Origin of the sequence: Hoyosella sp. YIM 151337 (genome assembly GCF_026041215.1) — a bacterium.
GTDB lineage: Bacteria > Actinomycetota > Actinomycetes > Mycobacteriales > Mycobacteriaceae > Hoyosella.
Genome location: NZ_JAPEIQ010000026.1, coordinates 41450 through 58984, shown reverse-complemented (window position 1 = coordinate 58984; position 17535 = coordinate 41450). Strand labels below are relative to the sequence as shown.

The following is a 17535-nucleotide window of genomic DNA, read 5'->3' as shown; positions in this document are numbered from 1 at the left end:
AGGCGAGTTCATGCACGCAATGACGCTGAAGGTCATCGCCGCCGTGCCTCTGCTGGTCCTCGGAACTGCCGCACTGAGGCTAGAACATTCGAAGCACAAAATGGCAGCGTCGTCATTCCGGGCGATCCCCCGACCGTCGCGACAACCGGATATGCGTTGGATTCCCCGAAGAGTCTCTCCGCGATACCGGCCACCAGGTGGTGTACCCGACTGTGCTGCCAGACGGATGCGATCAGAAACAATTGGGGTTCTTAGCTGATGACGAGTACTGCAGTCGGTTCGGTCACCGCCACACTAAACAATGATGTCGAAAGTGCCGCAGTAGACGACCCGACCTTACGGCCGCTCACTGGTGCGCAACTCGGAATTTGGCATGCGCAACACCTTGACCCGGAGTCTGACCGGTATCTCGTCGGCGAAGTCCTCGAAATCACCGGATCAGAGCCGATTGATGTCACGTTACTCTCCACGGCAATTCAGCGCACCGTCGCTGAGGCCGAAACGATGCGACTTCGCTTCGTCGATACCGATGACGGTCCGCGTCAGGTAGTTACCGCCGACATAGGCACGATCGCGGGGCTCATCGACCTTCGATCAGAGTCAGACCCCGTAGCGAGCGCCCACACAGAGGTGGAGAACCATCGGCGCAGCGCTGCTGAACACTGCCGCCACATGGTGGACCGACAACTCTATTCGTATTTACTCATCCGGCTTTCCGACTGCGAAGTATGGTGCGTCCAGCTCTACCATCACCTCATTGTCGACGGATATAGCGCAGCCTTGCTGTCGCGCCGGGTGGCTGCCCACTACACCGGTTTGGTTCGCAACACACCAGTGCCGCCTGCACCTTTCGGTGCTATTGCTGAGCTCGTAGCGGACGACGAAACCTACCGTGCAAGTGAACAATTCCAGCGCGATCGCGAGTACTGGCGCAACGTACTCACACCGCTGCCGCCATTGGAAAGACGAACTGTCCCGCTGGGCGGCCACGTCGAGGCCACCGTGCAAGCGAGCACAATCCTTCCAGGTGAGTTCCTCGACGCCCTCCGTGAGCAAGCGCAACACCTGGGTGTGACGTGGGCGGACATGCTCATCGCCGGGTACGCCGCGTTCCTCCATCGACTGTTGGGGATCTCCGACGTCGTCATCGCCCTGCCTCTCATGGCGAGGTCAGGCCGGCTCGCGCTCACCACTCCGGCGATGGTGGTGAATGTGCTGCCTTTGCGGGTCACCGTGCGCAGTGACGACGAACTTGGGGATGTCGCCCAACGTGTGGCGGGGGCGCTGCGTGACATGAGGACGCATCAGCGATATCGGGGTGAGGACCTCATCCGCGAGTTCCCAGGGTGCGGCGCCTTGCTCCACGGAGTGGGCGTCAACCTCAAGGCATTCGACATGGCGCTGGACTTCGCGGGGGCCCGGGGGGTTCTCCGCAACGTAGCGGGTGGGCCTCCAGAAGACTTCGGACTTACCGTTACTCCAGGTGCCGATCGGACAATCCAGTTGGGGTTTGAGGCCGATGCCCGCACCAACGATGCGGTTCACGTGCAGTGGCGAATGAACGCACTCACTCAGATCGTCCGGACGCTCACTGCTAGCGAAACCAAAGTGGGTGCGCTACCGCTGATGTCGGACGAGGAAAAGGAACGGCTGCTTCAAGCACGTGCGAGCACACCAGCATCACGCTCAGCCGAGTTGCTTCCTGACGTGTTCGACCAATTAGTTGCACAGCACCCACAGCGCGCCCTCCTGTCGTGTGGCGCCGAACAATTCAGTGCGGCAGAACTCGGCGCGCGGGTATATCGGTGGGCCCGGTACCTGAGAAGTCAGGGTGTCAGACGCGAAACGATCGTGGGCATTGCCCTGCCTCGGAGCGCTGACCTCGTCATCGCCGTGCTGGCGGTGCTTCGTGCAGGCGGAGCGTATCTGCCGCTAGATCCTGAGCACCCAACTGCGCGATTACGCGACATGATCGATGATGCGCGGCCATCAGTCATTCTCACCAGCAGCGGACTCGCTGACCTGGATACCGCCGATCTCGCGGACACCGTCGTGCTGGTGGACGTTGACGCACCAGACACACGCAGGGCTGTGTCCGAAATGCCAAGCAGCGTGCCGGAAGGCGACGAGTGGGGCCTGGCCAGTGATCAGCTGGCGTACGTCATCTACACATCAGGATCGACGGGTAAACCGAAGGGTGTACTGGGGCATCACGGGGGCCTTGCCACGTTGCTGGCTGGGCATCGAGGTGGGCTGTACGCCGAGACGAAGCAACGCTGCGGCGGACGACCATTGCGGACCGCACACACCGCATCATTCGCTTTCGACGCTTCGATAGATCAATTGCTGTGGCTGTTCGATGGTCACCACGTCCACATATACGGCCCTGAACTGCAGCGCGACGCCGCCGCACTCATTGCCGCGTTCCGCGACGACAGCATCGACGTCATCGACACCACCCCGTCGATGGCGGGTGCTCTTATGGAGTGCGGCCTAGCTGACAGGCCGCCAGCACTACTCATCCTCGGTGGTGAAGCCTCGTCACCAGGACTGTGGCAGAGCCTCCTCGATGCCAAAATTCCGGTCGCTGACCTGTACGGACCAACAGAGGCCACGGTCGACGCGATCGGCTCGCTGCGGCCAGGTGCCGAGCCACGCATTGGTTATCCGCTGCCAGGCACTGGTGCGTACCTCCTCGATGCTGATCTAACCCTCGTTCCGGATGGCCAGACTGGGGAGTTGTATCTCGCCGGACCAGGCATTGCACGTGGTTACCTCGGGCGCGCGGCGCTGAGCGCAGCCAGGTTCACCGCAGACCCGTTCGGTAAGCCCGGTTCCCGGATGTACCGCACCGGCGATCTCGCCCGGTGGATTCCGGGCGAAGGATACGAGTATCTCGGTCGTGCTGATCAACAAGTCAAGATCCGGGGCTACCGCATCGAACTTGGCGAAGTCGAGGCCGCGCTCACACGTCTGCCCGGAGTTCATGCTGCTGCCGCCACTGTCCGTAACGAACCACAGATCCTCGTCGGCTATCTTGTGCCACGCCCAGGTGAAGACCTGACCGACACCGTCCGGTTGCGGGCGATGCTCGCGGAAACAGTGCCAGACCACCTGGTGCCCTCGTCGCTGGTGGTGATCGATCAACTACCGATGACCGACAACGGGAAGCTCGACCGCTCAGCGCTGCCTGCTCCTCTCGTCGGCGCTACTGGACCGAAGGCGAGCACCCCCGCGGAACGAGCGTTATGCGAGGTAATCGCGGAAGTGCTCAATTCCGGCGCTGTCGGGTTAGACGATGACTTTTTCTCCGCGGGTGGGGACAGCATCAGCGCGATCACGGTGAGCAGTCGCCTCCGCTCACGCGGGTATGTGGTGCAGCCGAAGCAGTTGCTCACACAGCGGCCGCTCGGCACCATCGCTGCGACCCTGAAAGCAACCGATCGTACAGATGCGGTGACGGCAGCCAGAGATGGCACGGGAGAAGTCCCGGAACCTCCCATCGTGCAGGCCTTGTTGCGCCGCAACGATGACGTGGCCGCTATCGCCGGGTACGTCCAGTGGACGTCTCTGCGCGTAGACGGTGGAATTTCTGCTGACGTCTTAAGGGCGGGTCTGACTGCAGTTGTGCAGCATCATGATGCCCTGCGCCTAGTTAAGACCGACAGTTCTTTAGTCATTCCGGAATCGTCAGCCGCTGTCGTCGCTGTGACGGAACGAAACCTGCATGACGACATCGCCCAGATTGCGGCAGACGAAGCAGCATTGCTCGATGTCGTAGGCGGCCCGCTATTGCGCGCAGTGTTGGTGAAGCACGATGAGTGCAGTCACATTGTGATCGTCGCCCATCACCTCATCATTGATGGTGTCTCCTGGCGGATCCTGCTGTCAGACCTCTATCACGCTTGTGAGGCTGCGCAACAGGGGCAGACGCCACGGCTAGATCCGGTCCCCGCGTCGTGGCGGCGCCACGCACAGGTACTCAATGAACAGGGCCAGACAGGCGCACGGCGCAGGGAGTTGCCGTACTGGACATCCACTCTCGACGCAGCAACGCCGCTGCTCGGATCGCGTCACCTCGATCCCCACATAGATACCGTTGCCACAGCGCACCGCAGCACGACCATTGCCTCAGCGGGTGTGACGTCAGCACTGCTGACCACCCTGGCTGATGGGTACCGCGTGCGGGCCGACGAGGTGCTGCTTGCCGCCTGGCTGCTGACCCTGCGGTCGTGGTTACCGGAGCAGGCGCCTGAGTATTGCGCCGTCACCGTCGAAGGCCACGGACGCGAAATGGACGAGACAGGACTCGATCTCACGCGAACCATCGGGTGGTTCACAAGCGAGTTCCCCGTCCACCTTCCGATGCACGCGATTAACAATCGGCAGGCGCTCGATGATGCTCTCGCTGGAGGGAACGCAGCGGGACAGTTGCTCCGTGCCGTGAAAGAAGCGCGCCGACGCGTGCCCGGTTCAGGTGCCGGTTTTGGTGTGCTCCGATGGCTCGACCAGGAAGCGGCACCCGTACTCGACGCCTTGCCTGAACCTGAAGTGCTGATCAACTATCTGGGGAGGTTCGCCGATGCTCCAGGGCAGGGCTGGCACCTTCCCAGCGAGGACCCATTCGCGGTCATAGAACCCGCCGGGAAAACGCTCACAGAAGTACTGGCACTCAACGCTTTCATCCGCGAACAAGGCGGTAACCCGCAGCTTGCGGTCGAGTGGACTGTCGCGAGCAGGATCGTGGACGACAGCGCACGTGCCGCGTTGCAGCAGCACTGGCAGAACGCTCTCGAAGCGCTGGCCGCACACGCATGTCTCGCACCCGGTGGACTCACGCCAAGCGATTGCCCACTGGTGACCCTTGATCAACGCACCATCGACATATTCGAAGCCACTCATGGGCCGTTAGCTGATGTATTGCCGCTTTCGCCGCTGCAAGAAGGACTGCTCTATCACGCCCTCCGCGACGGCGAGGACGATGCTTATACGCTGACCGCTCGCCTTGACCTCACTGGTCCGCTCGACAAAGACAGACTTACGGCCGCTTTTGATCGAGTAGTAGCGAGGCACCGTAACCTCGGGGCGGCGTTCCACTACGCAGAGTTGCCTTATCCCGTGCAGGTGGTCCCGCGCACCGTGCAGGTGCCGTGGCGGCATGAAGATGTTTCCGCGCTGCCCCCATCAGTTGCCGAGCGCGTTGCAGCACGGCTTGAGGCGGAAGCAGCTGCCCACGTCTTTGACGTCGAAACATCACCGATGTTGCGTGCCTTGCTGATTCGTACGCCCGATAGTGGGAATCAGCGTCAACACCGACTCATTCTGAATGCGCATCACCTGCTTACGGACGGCTGGTCTACCCCCATTGTTCTTCGTGAACTGCTTGCCTTTTACCACGGTGACGAGGCCGTTTTGGTGACGCCGGGGTATTACGGCGACTACCTTGCGTGGCGCGCTGAGCAAGACCTTGAAGTAGCTCTGGCATCGTGGCGCACACGGCTCGCTGGGCTCAAAGGGCCCACCATGGTTGGACGCCGGGCCGGGGCGGGTTCCACCGCGGAGCAACGAGTCGAGTTGCCGCCGAACACCGTCCGCAGTCTCGAAGCGCTCGGAAAGTCAGCAGGGCTCACCCAAAACACGATCGTCCAGGGCGCTTGGGCAATGGTGCTGGCCGAACACGTGGGCTCTGACGACGTTGTGTTTGGCGCCATCGTTTCCGGCCGGCCAGCAGACCTGCGTGGTGTCGAAAGCACTGTCGGCTTGTTCAGCAATGCAGTACCCGTTCGTGTTCACCTGGAGTTGGGTGTGCCGCTGCGTGAGCAGTTGGCGACACTGCAACGCACCCGACTGGAACAGCAGGAACACGAGCATGTGAGCCTGGCTGAGATCGAGCGGTCGGCCGGTCTCGGGCAACTGTTTGACACCCTCATGGTTTTTGAGAATTTTCCCGGCGCCGGTGTGCGTCAGCCAGAATCGCATGAACTCCGTGTCAGTCGGTTCGTCAACCGAAGCGTCACGCACTACCCGGTGACACTGGTCGCGCCCCCAGCAGATCACTTGGAATTGCTGCTGGCCTATGACACCGAACGCATGCCCGAGGGGCTGGCGCAACGCTTCGCTAGCAGGCTGGCAGCGATCTTGACTGCCCTGTCGGCAAACCCGGCGGTGACGCCTAGGGAACTGATCCACCTAGACGACATCACTGCTGCTGGTGGGGACACTGTTGCTGGCTGGATGGAAACCGTCGCTGCACAGCACGCAGACCGCCCTGCTCTCGCCTACGATGACGAGGCCCTTAGTTACCGCGAACTGAATGAGCGCGCTAATCGTTTGGCCCGCTGGCTGATCAAGCGGGGGGTCGGGCCAGAATCTGTGGTCCCCATTGTGGTGGGCCGCAGCACTCACTTTGTCATTGCGGTGTGTGCGATTAGCAAGACGGGGGCAGCGTTCTTGCCCCTCGACCCGCAGCTGCCGACGCAACGAATCGACGCCATGCTCGCAGTCACCGAGCCACCGGTGGTGTTGACGGCAGCTGAACTCGACAACGTCGAACTCGGCGAGTACTCGGCTGCCCCGATCACCGACAGCGAACGTCAAGCGCCGCTCCGTCCCTCAAATACGGCGTACGTCATGTTCACCTCAGGCTCCACGGGCGAGCCGAAGGGTGTTGCGGTGTCCCATGAGGCGATCGTGCAGCGTATGCGATGGGTGCAGCGCGCTGGCCTCTACACAGCCGAAGACACAGTACTGTTCAAGTCGGCGCTGAACTTCGACGTCGTCATCGCGGAGATCTTCGGAGCATTACTTGCGGGCGCGAAACTTGTGATTGCCCGTGACGGCGCACACTGGGATCCCGGTGCGCTCGTGGACCTTATCCGCACTCATAGCATTACCACCGCAGAGTTCGTACCGTCGATGCTGGCGCTGTTCTCCGAAGAGATCGAGTCGGGCAGTGTGCCGTCACTCCGGCGCGTGTACTCGGGGGGCGAGGCGCTATCACCGGCACTCGCACAGCGCGCTGCCGCCACAACTGGAGCTCGAGTCTTCAACACCTATGGCCCCACCGAGGCCGCCGTTGACGTCACGTGCCGCGAAGTATCAGATCAGGATACGACTGTGGTGCCGCTTGGGTTGCCCGCCCCAGGCATGAGAATGTACGTGCTCGATGACACGCTCCGGCAGGTAACCCCTGGTGTTCCCGGTGAGCTGTACCTTTCTGGGAATCAGCTGGCACGCGGCTATGTGGCACGCTCCGCCACCACAGCCGAGCGGTTTGTCGCTGATCCTTTTGAACGAGGCAAGCGCATGTATCGCACAGGCGACCGGGTGAAGTGGAACGCCGGTGGCGAACTCGAATATGTTGGACGCGCTGACTTTCAGATCAAGCTCCGCGGACAGCGCATCGAACCCGCGGAAATCGAACTAGCACTTCTCGCCGATGCGGCTGTCGCACAATCTGTCGTCGTTCCGCGGGAGGATGTGCCGGGGGACCAGCGACTCGTCGCGTACGTGGTGCTGCAGGCCGGAATGTCCACGAGCAGTGAGTACCTCCGTGATCGTGTGCGCGCGACGCTGCCCGAGTTCATGGTGCCGTCCACTGTGATGATCCTCGATTCAATGCCGCTGACGGTGAGCGGAAAGATCGACCGCTCGGCATTGCCTGTACCTGCACACGTGCCGTACACACCCGCTGAAGTTGGCCTCGGAGACGAGCCAGCGATTGCGGCTGTCTGCACAGCGATGGCGGAGGTGCTCAACGCTGCACACGTCGGTGCCGACGACGATTTCTTCGCCATGGGCGGGCATTCCCTCACCGCGGTCCGGCTCATTGGAGCACTGCGCCGTGCCGGGCACACCGCTGTGGTGGACGACGTTTTCGAAGCTCCGTCGCCGCGGCAACTCGCCCGGCGAATGAGCGGAGCAGCTCCACTCACGTCGCCGCTGCCAGAACACTTCATGGCGGACTCCGTCGAGGCGCGCGACGTTCTCTCGCCAGCGCAGGAAAGACTGTGGTTCCTGCACAGGCTGGAGGGGACGTCAACGACCTACGACATTCCCGTCCTGTGGCGACTGTCTGGCCATCTTGATGTTGCAGCACTGGCCGCCGCGTGGCGTGATGTGCTCAACCAGCACTCCATGCTGCGCACGATCTACCCCGAAGACGAAACCGGTGCACCGACACTGGCAACGGTCGAAACAAACAGCGTGCCCGCGTTGCGAATCCGGCACGTCGAATCCGATGCCGAAACTGTAGACGCTGCGATAGCTTCGTGCCTGTCGCAAGCTGTCGATCTGTCACGTGAGGTGCCCGCGCGTGCGACGCTTCTCGCTACCAACCCTGACGATCACGTCCTTGTGATTGTGGTGCATCACATCGCTGTCGATGCTGGATCGATCGCAACCCTGTGCACAGATCTGGCCGCAGCCTACAACGCCAGGACTGCTGGTGAGGCGCCACAATGGTCCGCCGTTGCGCCCGACTATCGCCGCTATGCGGCACGTGAACAAGCCAGGGTTGTGGCAGGCTCGTATAGTGCTCAGCTCGAGTACTGGCGCACCACGTTGGCAGGGCTTCCCGCCGAACTGGATCTGCCCTTAGTCCGGCCGCGCCCGGCTCGTCCTCGGTACCGGGGTACAGCGGTTTCTATCCCACTGTCAGGTCAAACCCGTGCCGCAATCGGCACGCTGTGCGGCGAGTACGCGGTAACGCCGCTGATGGTGCTCCAGGCAGCGGTCGCGGCCACGTGGCAGGCCTTCGGCGCGGGCTCAGATATCCCGCTGGGCAGTTTGGTTGAACACCGTTCTGGCGGATTGCATCACGGCGCTGGCCCCGATTTCATCGGGCCTGACTTCACGCGCACAGTAGGTTACTTCGTCAACACTCTTGTGGTGCGCTGTAACCTCGCCGGGCGACCATCGGTGGCCGAGCTGTTGCACCGGGTGAGATCAGCGGCATTAGGTGCCCTGGCAAACCAAGACGTCCCGTTTGAGCAAGTCGTCGAGGCGATTTCGCCACCACGCTCGCTCGCACGGCATCCGCTGTTCCAAACACTGGTTGCGCATGAACAACCCGAACCGGCATTGCCACTTAATGGACTGGCCGCTGAACCCGTAGTGCCGCCGGTAGCGGCGTCGCGGTTCGATGTTGCTGTGTGGCTTGCGGATTCACCCGAGTCAACCGATTCTTCCGAGCCTGCTGCGCATCTGCGTATCGTCGCTGACGCCGATCTGTTTGACCACGGAACGGTTGTGAACCTCGTCCACGGTGTCGAGCGCATGCTCGGCCAGATGGTTCACGCGCCAGCGCGCTCGATCGCCGAGATCACACTGGGGGAACCTGCGGCCACGCCGTCAGCGGCACGTAAGCGCGGCGACGGCGTGATCGCACACTTCGTCCGCCAGGCCGAGCTCACTCCCAACGCCACAGCCATCCGGTACGGAACCACCACCACAACCTACGCCGAGCTGAAACGACGGGTTGATCAGCTTGCGACGCTGCTGCAACACGCTGGGTCTGGACCGGAACGCGTTGTAGCGGTGGCACTCCCGCGGTCTACCGACCTGATCGCCGGTGTTCTTGCTGTTCTCCGAGTCGGAGCTGCGTACCTTCCCCTCGATACCGACTACCCGCAGCAACGCTTGGCATTCATGATCGAGGACACCAAACCCGTGTGTGTTCTCACCACCAGGGAGCACGCTGATCGGTTGCCGTCCGGCGATGGCGAACAACTGGTCTTCGTCGATGGCGATATGCCGAAACTAAGTGTTCTCCCGGAGCCGCCCGCGCCCGGTAACGAACTTGCCTACGTCATCCACACCTCAGGATCTACCGGCCGTCCCAAAGGCGTCCAGATCACAACAGCGAACCTAGAAGCGTTCGCTGCCACGGTCACAGGTGATGGGTGGATTCGTTCAGACGACAGGATTGTCGCGGTCACCACGGTGTCCTTCGATATCGCCGTTCTAGAGTTGCTGTGCCCGTTGACAATCGGTGCGACTGTGGTGCTCGCGGATCGCACAACGGTTCGAGACCCGGAACGTCTGCTAGCGCTCATCGCAACGGAGCGGGCGACGGTTGTGCAGGCCACCCCGTCGTTGTGGCGTGGATTGATCGAGCACAGCGCTCACGGCGAACTGGGAGGTGTGCGCGCACTCGTTGGTGGTGAAGCCGTCCCCAGCGATCTTGCTTCCCAACTCGCAGCGCACTGCGTCAGCGCGCGCAACGTCTATGGCCCAACCGAAGTCACTGTCTGGGCCACCACGACGATGCTGGCCAGCGGTGCACCTGTCACGATCGGTCAGACCTGGGAGGGCGTCCACGCTCACGTACTCGATGCCGACCTGCGCGATGTTCCAGAAGGAGCGGTCGGTGAGCTGTATCTCGGCGGTGACCAAGTTGCTCGCGGCTACGGCGGCCGATTCGGATTAACTGCGAGCCGGTTTGTCGCCGACCCCACGGTGCCTGGTGAGCGGTTGTATCGCACGGGTGATCTCGTCCGCGTCCGCGATGGGCAACTGCACTTCGTGCGCCGTGCCGACGATCAGGTCAAGGTACGCGGGTTCAGGATTGAATTGGGGGAGGTCGAGTCGACACTCGCTGCCGCGCCCGGCGTCGCTAGGGCAGTGGCAACCGTGCGCACCGATGCGCGCGGTGCGGGCCAGCTGCTGGGCTACGTGGTTCCAGAATCTGGTTCCGCGCTAGCACCCGAGGGAGTGCGGGCAGCCGTTGCCGCAGCGCTTCCCGAATACATGGTGCCCACGGTCATCACCGTGCTGGACGCATTGCCGACAACACTCAACGGCAAAGTTGACAGGTCGGCGTTGCCCGAACCGGGCCCAGCCGGTTCCGGGAGACGAGCGGCAACGGAGTCCGAGCGACTCATGTGCGAGATCACGGATTCCGTCGTCGGCAGCCAGGGCGCGGGCCCAGACGACAACTTTTTCGCTCTCGGCGGCGACAGCATCTCGTCGATCAGATTCGTGACCGCCGCACGGCAGCGGGGACTGCAATTGTCCGTCGCCGAGGTGTTTGAACGGGCAACCCTGGCCGATCTCGCATCCGCCGCCGTGCCTGTGTCATCCACTGAGGTACCCGTCCCACACATAGTTGACGACCCCCTCATTACTGTGGATGACACCATGCGGCGGCACCTCGACGCATTGAGTCCGGGGTGGGTCGAGGCGCTCCCGCTGGGGCCGTTGCAGGAAGGCATGTACTACCAGTCAGTCGTCGACGCCGCGGCCGATGCCTACCACGTGCAACACCGATTCACCTTTGCCAGCGACCAACCGGTCTCAGGCGACGCAGTACGGGCAGCTGCGCAGGTTCTGCTCCAACGTCACCCGAACCTGCGGGCAGGTTTCACCAATCACGCTGGTGGCCAACCGGTTCAGTTCGTGCCCCGCCACGCGACAGTGCCGTGCCGCGAAGTGGAGGTTCGGGCAGATGGCGGATTAAACGAAGAGTTTGACAGGTGCGCAGCAGAAGTCGCTGCGGTGGAGCACGCGGCACCCTTTGATCTCGCTGATCCACCTCTTCTCAGGCTTGCGGTGGTTCGTGGAACCGATGGGCGTTCGGAACTTATCGTTACCCATCACCACCTCCTCGCGGATGGATGGTCGCACGGACTGCTCTTCGCTGAATTGTTCGCGCTGTATGAACGTGCTCGCGATGGTGTGGAACCCGAGGCGCTTGACCGCGTACTGCCTGAGCCAGCCGACTTCCGTGACTACCTGAGGTGGACTGCCAGCGCCAACCGTGCTGCCGCCGAATTCGCGTGGCGAAACTACCTGTCAGACTTAGCTGCTCCGACTTTGCTTGCCGGCGCAAGGGCCCCCGGCAGCGAGGTGAGCGAGAGCCGGCTCTCCGAATCCCCTGTAGCCGTATCGGCGGACACGACAGCTCAGTTACGTCGTCTCGCAAGCACGTGCGGGACCACATTATCGACCGTCGTGGCCACGGCGTGGGCGTTGACCTTGCGCACGCTGACAGGCAGTGATGACGTCGTGTTCGGTGCAACCGTGTCAGGCAGACCAGCAGACGTCGAAGGCTCCGACCGGATGATTGGGTTGTTGCTTAACACCCTCCCCATCCGGGTGAAAACCCAACCAGGCGAACGGCTTACCGACCTCCTGCGACGCGTGTTCCAGGAGCAAGGCGCACTGACATCACACCAGCACTTGGGCCTCGGACACATCCAGCGATCAGCCGGTTATTCAACGCTGTTCGACACCCTGTATGTTTTCCGGAATCTGCCGCGCGATGAGGAAGGCAGGTTGTCGGCGTTCGCGACAAGCGGTGTAACCGCCACCGCGTCGGCTGATGCCACGCACTACGCCATAACCATTGACGTCGACCCTGGTGACAATGACAGGCCGCTTCACGTGCTGGTCGAACATCGAGACGACCTCGTACCCGCAGCCACTGTGGCGCATCTGTGTTCACATCTCGCCGATACCCTAGAACGATTCGCTGAGCCTGCGACAGCACGCGGAATTACTGTGGTCGCCGATACCGGGGCTGCGATCGTATCGGCAGACCTGGACCGCGTGCCGGTGCCAGAACCAGGGGAGCCAGAGGGTAGCGTTGATGCACTGCTGCGTGAACGCGCGGCGAGTACGCCAGACCAATTGGCGCTCGTGTTCGGTGAAATCCGGCTGACGGCAGCTCAACTCGACACCAGAGTTGACCGGTTGGCGCGGGTGCTCGCCTCTGGCGGTATCGGCTGCGGCGACGTTGTGGCAATCAGCTTGCCTCGCACCGCAGATCATGTGGTTGCCATCTTTGCGGTTCTGCGAACCGGTGCGGCGTATCTGCCACTCGACCCGGCACACCCGGTCGCCCGGCGGCGCGACCTCGTGGCCGATAGCGGGGCGCGGTGCTTGATCGAAAGTGGAACTCGAGCACCGTTGTTCACAGGCGGTGCTGCCGCGCCTCAGCTTCGTATCGACATCGATGCTCCGGAGATCACCCAAGTCCTGAATGGCACCGTGCCTGCACCCGCCGTGGACGATCACGCCGTGAGCGGGCCCACCTACCCGGATCAGCCGGCCTACGTGATCTACACGTCCGGCACGACCGGTCGTCCCAAGGGAGTCGTCGTGGGTCACCGGGGACTGACCGCGATGTACCACAACCACCGCGACGAAATATTCGTCCCCACGGTCAGGACCGCTGCACGGTCACCGCTGCGCATTGCCCATACCGTGTCGTTCTCGTTCGACATGTCGTGGGAAGAGTTGCTGTGGATGCTCGCCGGGCATGAAGTCCATGTCATCGACGAGGACGCCAGGCTAGATCCAGTCGCGCTCGTGCAGCACTACCGTGAAGTCGGCATCGACGTGGTGAACGTGACCCCGACCTACGCGGCAGAACTGCTCACAGCAGGCCTCCTCGACGGCGAACGGCACCCCGCACTAGTGATGCTCGGCGGGGAAAGCGTGCCGCAGTCTCTGTGGAGCCGGCTCCGAGATCACAACGGGGTAGACGGCTACGACCTCTACGGGCCAACCGAGTTCACCATCAACGCGCTGGGATCTGCGGTGCACCGAAGCGAAACCCCGTGCCTCGGCCGTCCAGTTCGGAACGCGACCGCCCGGGTTCTCGACAGCGGATTGCGCGAAGTGCCCGTTGGTGCAGCCGGTGAGCTCTACCTTGCCGGTGACGGCATCGCCCACGGATACCTCGGCCGACCAGGATTGACGGCTGCTGCGTTTGTTGCTGATCCGTACAACTCCGGTTCTCGTATGTATCGCACGGGCGATCTGGTACTCCGTCGGCACGACGGTGAGTTGCAATACCTTGGGCGTGCTGACCGGCAGGTGAAGATCCGTGGTATTCGCATCGAACTCGGCGAAATTGAAGCCGCACTAGTGGCCAGCCCCGGCGTCCAACGTGCAGCGGTGGATGTGCGCCGGAGTGACTCTGGGGTAACCACATTGGTTGGTTATGTGGTCACAAGCACTGGTTATGATCCCGCGACTGTTCGTGCACAGTTGCGAAGTGAACTACCGGCGCAACTGGTTCCCTCGGTGCTTGTCGAAGTGGCGTCAATACCACTGACAGTCAACGGAAAACTCGATCGTGCATCGTTACCAGCACCACCGGCGGTGGTGCCGACGCGCTCACCCCGGTCCGCCACTGAGCAACATGTGCTGGCGATATTTGAACGTGTACTCGACACGGTCGGTCTGGACCCCGACGACGGTTTCTTCGAAGTCGGCGGCGACTCATTGGCGCTGATGCGACTCGTTGGCGAGTTAAACCGAGAATGCGGACTGGTTGACGTCCGAACAGTGCTTGCACACCCATCGGCTGCTGAACTAGCAGCTCACCTCGATGGCGGTGCACAACAACAGGCGCTGGAACAGCACCTGCCTTCCGAAGAAAGAGGAATCACGGCATGAAAACCACCGTTAGGAGCCGAGTGCGGCGTCCGTTGCGGGAGACCGCGGTCGCTGCGGCCGCCCTCGCGGTTCTATTCACCGGCGCCGCATGTGGCGCCGACAGTGATGCAGAAGCGGGCGCAAACTCGGCAGAGACACTCGCCGTCGAAACCGACCAGGGAACCATCACGGTCCCAGCCGATCCGCAGCGCGTCGTCGTTCTCAACGCCAGTCTCGCAGGCTACCTGTTCGACCTCGACGTTCCCATAGTCGCGGCAGATACCCGCATGATCGGTGTGAACACCGACGGCGACGAATTCCCGCCATCACTTGACGATTCAGCCACCGAACAAGGCACCGAGGTCCTTCCGGCCGCTTCCGAAATTCCGGTCGAAGTTGTGGCGAGCTACGATCCCGACTTGATCATCGGTGGCGGACAGGGATTCACGGGCGTCCTCTCAGTGGAGGCGTACGACCAACTCGCAGAAATCGCGCCCACCGTCCTCGTTCCCAACTCGGCTGCTGACTGGCAAGACCAACTGGAATTTGTGGCCAGCGCAGTGGGCCGGTCTGACCAGGTCGACACCATCATGGACAGCTACCGTGACCGGATCAGCGAAGTCGCATCCGCCATCACACCACCCGAGGGCCAGGTTGCGTACATTCTCACCACGTCTGATCCGAGCACAGTGACAATGATTTCGGCTACTGCGGCACTGCCGGAAATGATGAACGAAATCGGTTTCGAAGCAGACGCGGACGTATGGGACAAAGCAGGAAACCCAGAACTATACGGCACGGGGGACAGCTTCCAGTTCAGCCTGGAACGCCTCGAACAAGCTGTGGACGCACCGGTCGTCTTCGTTATCGCCCTTGATGGTGGTCGCACCGCTGAGGAACTCGCAGCTGACCCAGTCTACGCACGCTTGCCTGCGTTCCAGAACGGCAACGTATACGACCTGCCCGCAACAAGTTTCCGGCCTGACTTCCGTCTCGCCATGGATACTCTTGACATCGTTGAGGCGCAGTTCGGATGATCCGCCGCCTGTTCGTCGATCTGTCCCCGCTGCGGGATAGCCGCCCATTCCGGTACGCCTTCACCGCGCGGCTCGTGTCGCTGCTCGGAATTGGTTTGCTCCTCGTAGCACTGCCGATGCAGGTCTATCAGCTCACGGGGTCAAGCCTCCACGTTGCAGCAGTATCAGCAACGTTGGCGGTGGCGCTGTGTATCGGCAGCCTAAGCGGAGGACTGATTGCCGACCGGGCTGATCGGAGCCGCACTGTTCAGTGGGCTCGCGCGGTCGCTGGTCTGGGGTTCGTGGTGTTGGGTGTCAACGCGCTCATGCCCGAACCCCAGCTGTGGGTGATCTATATCGTTGCCGTGGTTGACGGGGCCGCAGGTGGGGTGAGCGGTTCCGCGCTGATGGCACTCATGCCATCGCTCGTGGGGCGCGACCGTTTGGCCGCAGCTGGCGCCCTCGTTGCGCTCACTACTGATTTAGGCCTCATGATCACCCCCGCGATTGCGGGAATTGTGATCGCGGAAAGTGGCGTCGCCACCACGTACTTCGCTGCTGCTGCAGCGACAGGACTAACAGTGCTGCTGTTCCAAGGCGTAGGCCCGGCACCACCGCCCGGTGGCGGAGCGACGCAACCACTGCAGGCACTGCGCGAGGCGCTGCACTACGCAGCGCAACACAAGATTCTGCGTGCTGTGCTTCTCACTGGACTTCTCGCGATGGTAATCAGTGGTCCGCTGGTATTGCTCCCCGCATTCGTTGACATCGAGTTGGAGGCGGGACCGCGAGTGCTCGGCGTCCTCTACGCGGCACCAGCCGTGGGAGCTGTGCTCGGGTCTCTGCTCAGCGGCTGGACCGGGCGCACCCAACGTGCGGGACTATGGTTGCTCGTCGCGGTCGCGGCGATGCCTTTTGGTGTCTTTGTGTTCGGCTTCGCTAAAACCGCAGTGGTTGCGTTCCTTGGGCTAGCTGCATACGGTCTTGCGAGCGCGATCCAAGAGATCTTGCAATATGCGGTATTCCAGCGGAACGCAGCCGAAGAAATGCGTGGACGCGTGTCCAGCCTCCTCATGGTTCAAGGCGTGGCTGGTGCTGCCGCTGGCTCCCTCGTCGCAGGATCACTCGGAACGGTGTTCGCACCAGGGACTGCGCTGCTCGTCTACGGTCTTTTCGGTTGGGTTCTGGGGATGGCCCTACTCGTGTCGATGCGCAGTTTACGCGCAGTCGGCGCGCTCACCGGCGGCGAGACAGTATCGGCATCACACAGCAGGAGCACTCAAGAATGAACCTAGCGACATATCACGAGCGCCTCGCCGAGGTACTTGGCGGCACACACTCAGACAAGGTGCCCTATCCCATCGGATTACGCGAACTCGAAGTAGTGCGAAAGACTCCGGTGGGATCCGGGCTCGTCCGGATCACCTTTGGCGGTTCAGAACTAGAAGGATTCGTCTCCCACGTGCCCGATGAGCACCTGCGGCTCATTTTCCCCGATGACACTGGCGTGCTGAACCTTCCAGAACGTGACGGACTCTCACTGCGGTGGACGGCACCAAGACCCATCTCTCGCGAATACTCTGTTCGGCGTTTCGACCGCGACGCCAACGAACTCGACATTGAGTTCGTGCTCCACCCTGGAGGGCTGGCGTCCGAGTGGGCAGCCGCAGTACGGCCTGGTGAGCGCATTCACATCGCTGGTCCCCCCGGCGGCGTCGTAGTGCCCGACAGCTATGACCGCTACCTCCTCGCGGGCGATATCACTGCGTTGCCCGCCATCGCGCGGTGGCTGGAAACGCTCCCAAGAAGCGCCCGCGGCTGGGCGATCATTGAGGTCGCCAACGACAGCGAAGAAGTGCCACTCGATGCTCCAGAAGGTGTGGTCGTGCAATGGCTGCATCGCGGTGACGCGGCGCCCGGAACCACCGACTTACTTGAGGTTGCCGTGCGAGCTATCGACTTACCGGCTGGGGAACGCGTCTACATCTGGATCTCCGGTGAAGCAGGCTCCATCAAGCCCCTGCGTCGATGGGTGCGTGCCGAAGCAAAGTCCGCACGCGGAGACCACCTGATCACCGGTTACTGGAAACGTGGCGTCTCTGACTTCGACGACCACGACTAAACCACCACTCAT

At 62.2% G+C, this 17535-nt stretch carries 4 protein-coding genes; all 4 read left to right on the top strand.

The window, feature by feature from the left end; translation table 11 throughout:
• The first annotated feature begins 258 nt into the window (after window positions 1–258).
• The 4 genes from ONR57_RS12860 to ONR57_RS12845 are packed head-to-tail and all read left to right on the top strand — an operon-like array spanning window position 259 to window position 17523.
• Window positions 259–14406 (top strand): non-ribosomal peptide synthetase, encoded by a 14148-nt coding sequence (locus ONR57_RS12860; protein WP_265123891.1) that lies wholly within the window; start codon window positions 259–261, stop codon window positions 14404–14406.
• Window positions 14403–15422, top strand: a complete 1020-nt coding sequence (locus ONR57_RS12855) for an ABC transporter substrate-binding protein (protein WP_265123889.1) — start codon at window positions 14403–14405, stop codon at window positions 15420–15422. The genes ONR57_RS12860 and ONR57_RS12855 overlap by 4 nt, the downstream gene beginning before the upstream one ends.
• Window positions 15419–16690, top strand: coding sequence for an enterobactin transporter EntS (entS, locus tag ONR57_RS12850; protein WP_265123888.1), 1272 nt, complete (start codon window positions 15419–15421; stop codon window positions 16688–16690). Before ONR57_RS12855 ends, entS begins: the two co-directional genes overlap by 4 nt.
• Entirely contained in the window at window positions 16687–17523 is an 837-nt protein-coding gene (locus ONR57_RS12845) for a siderophore-interacting protein (RefSeq protein ID WP_265123887.1), read from the top strand. Before entS ends, ONR57_RS12845 begins: the two co-directional genes overlap by 4 nt.
• Window positions 17524–17535 lie beyond the last annotated feature (12 nt).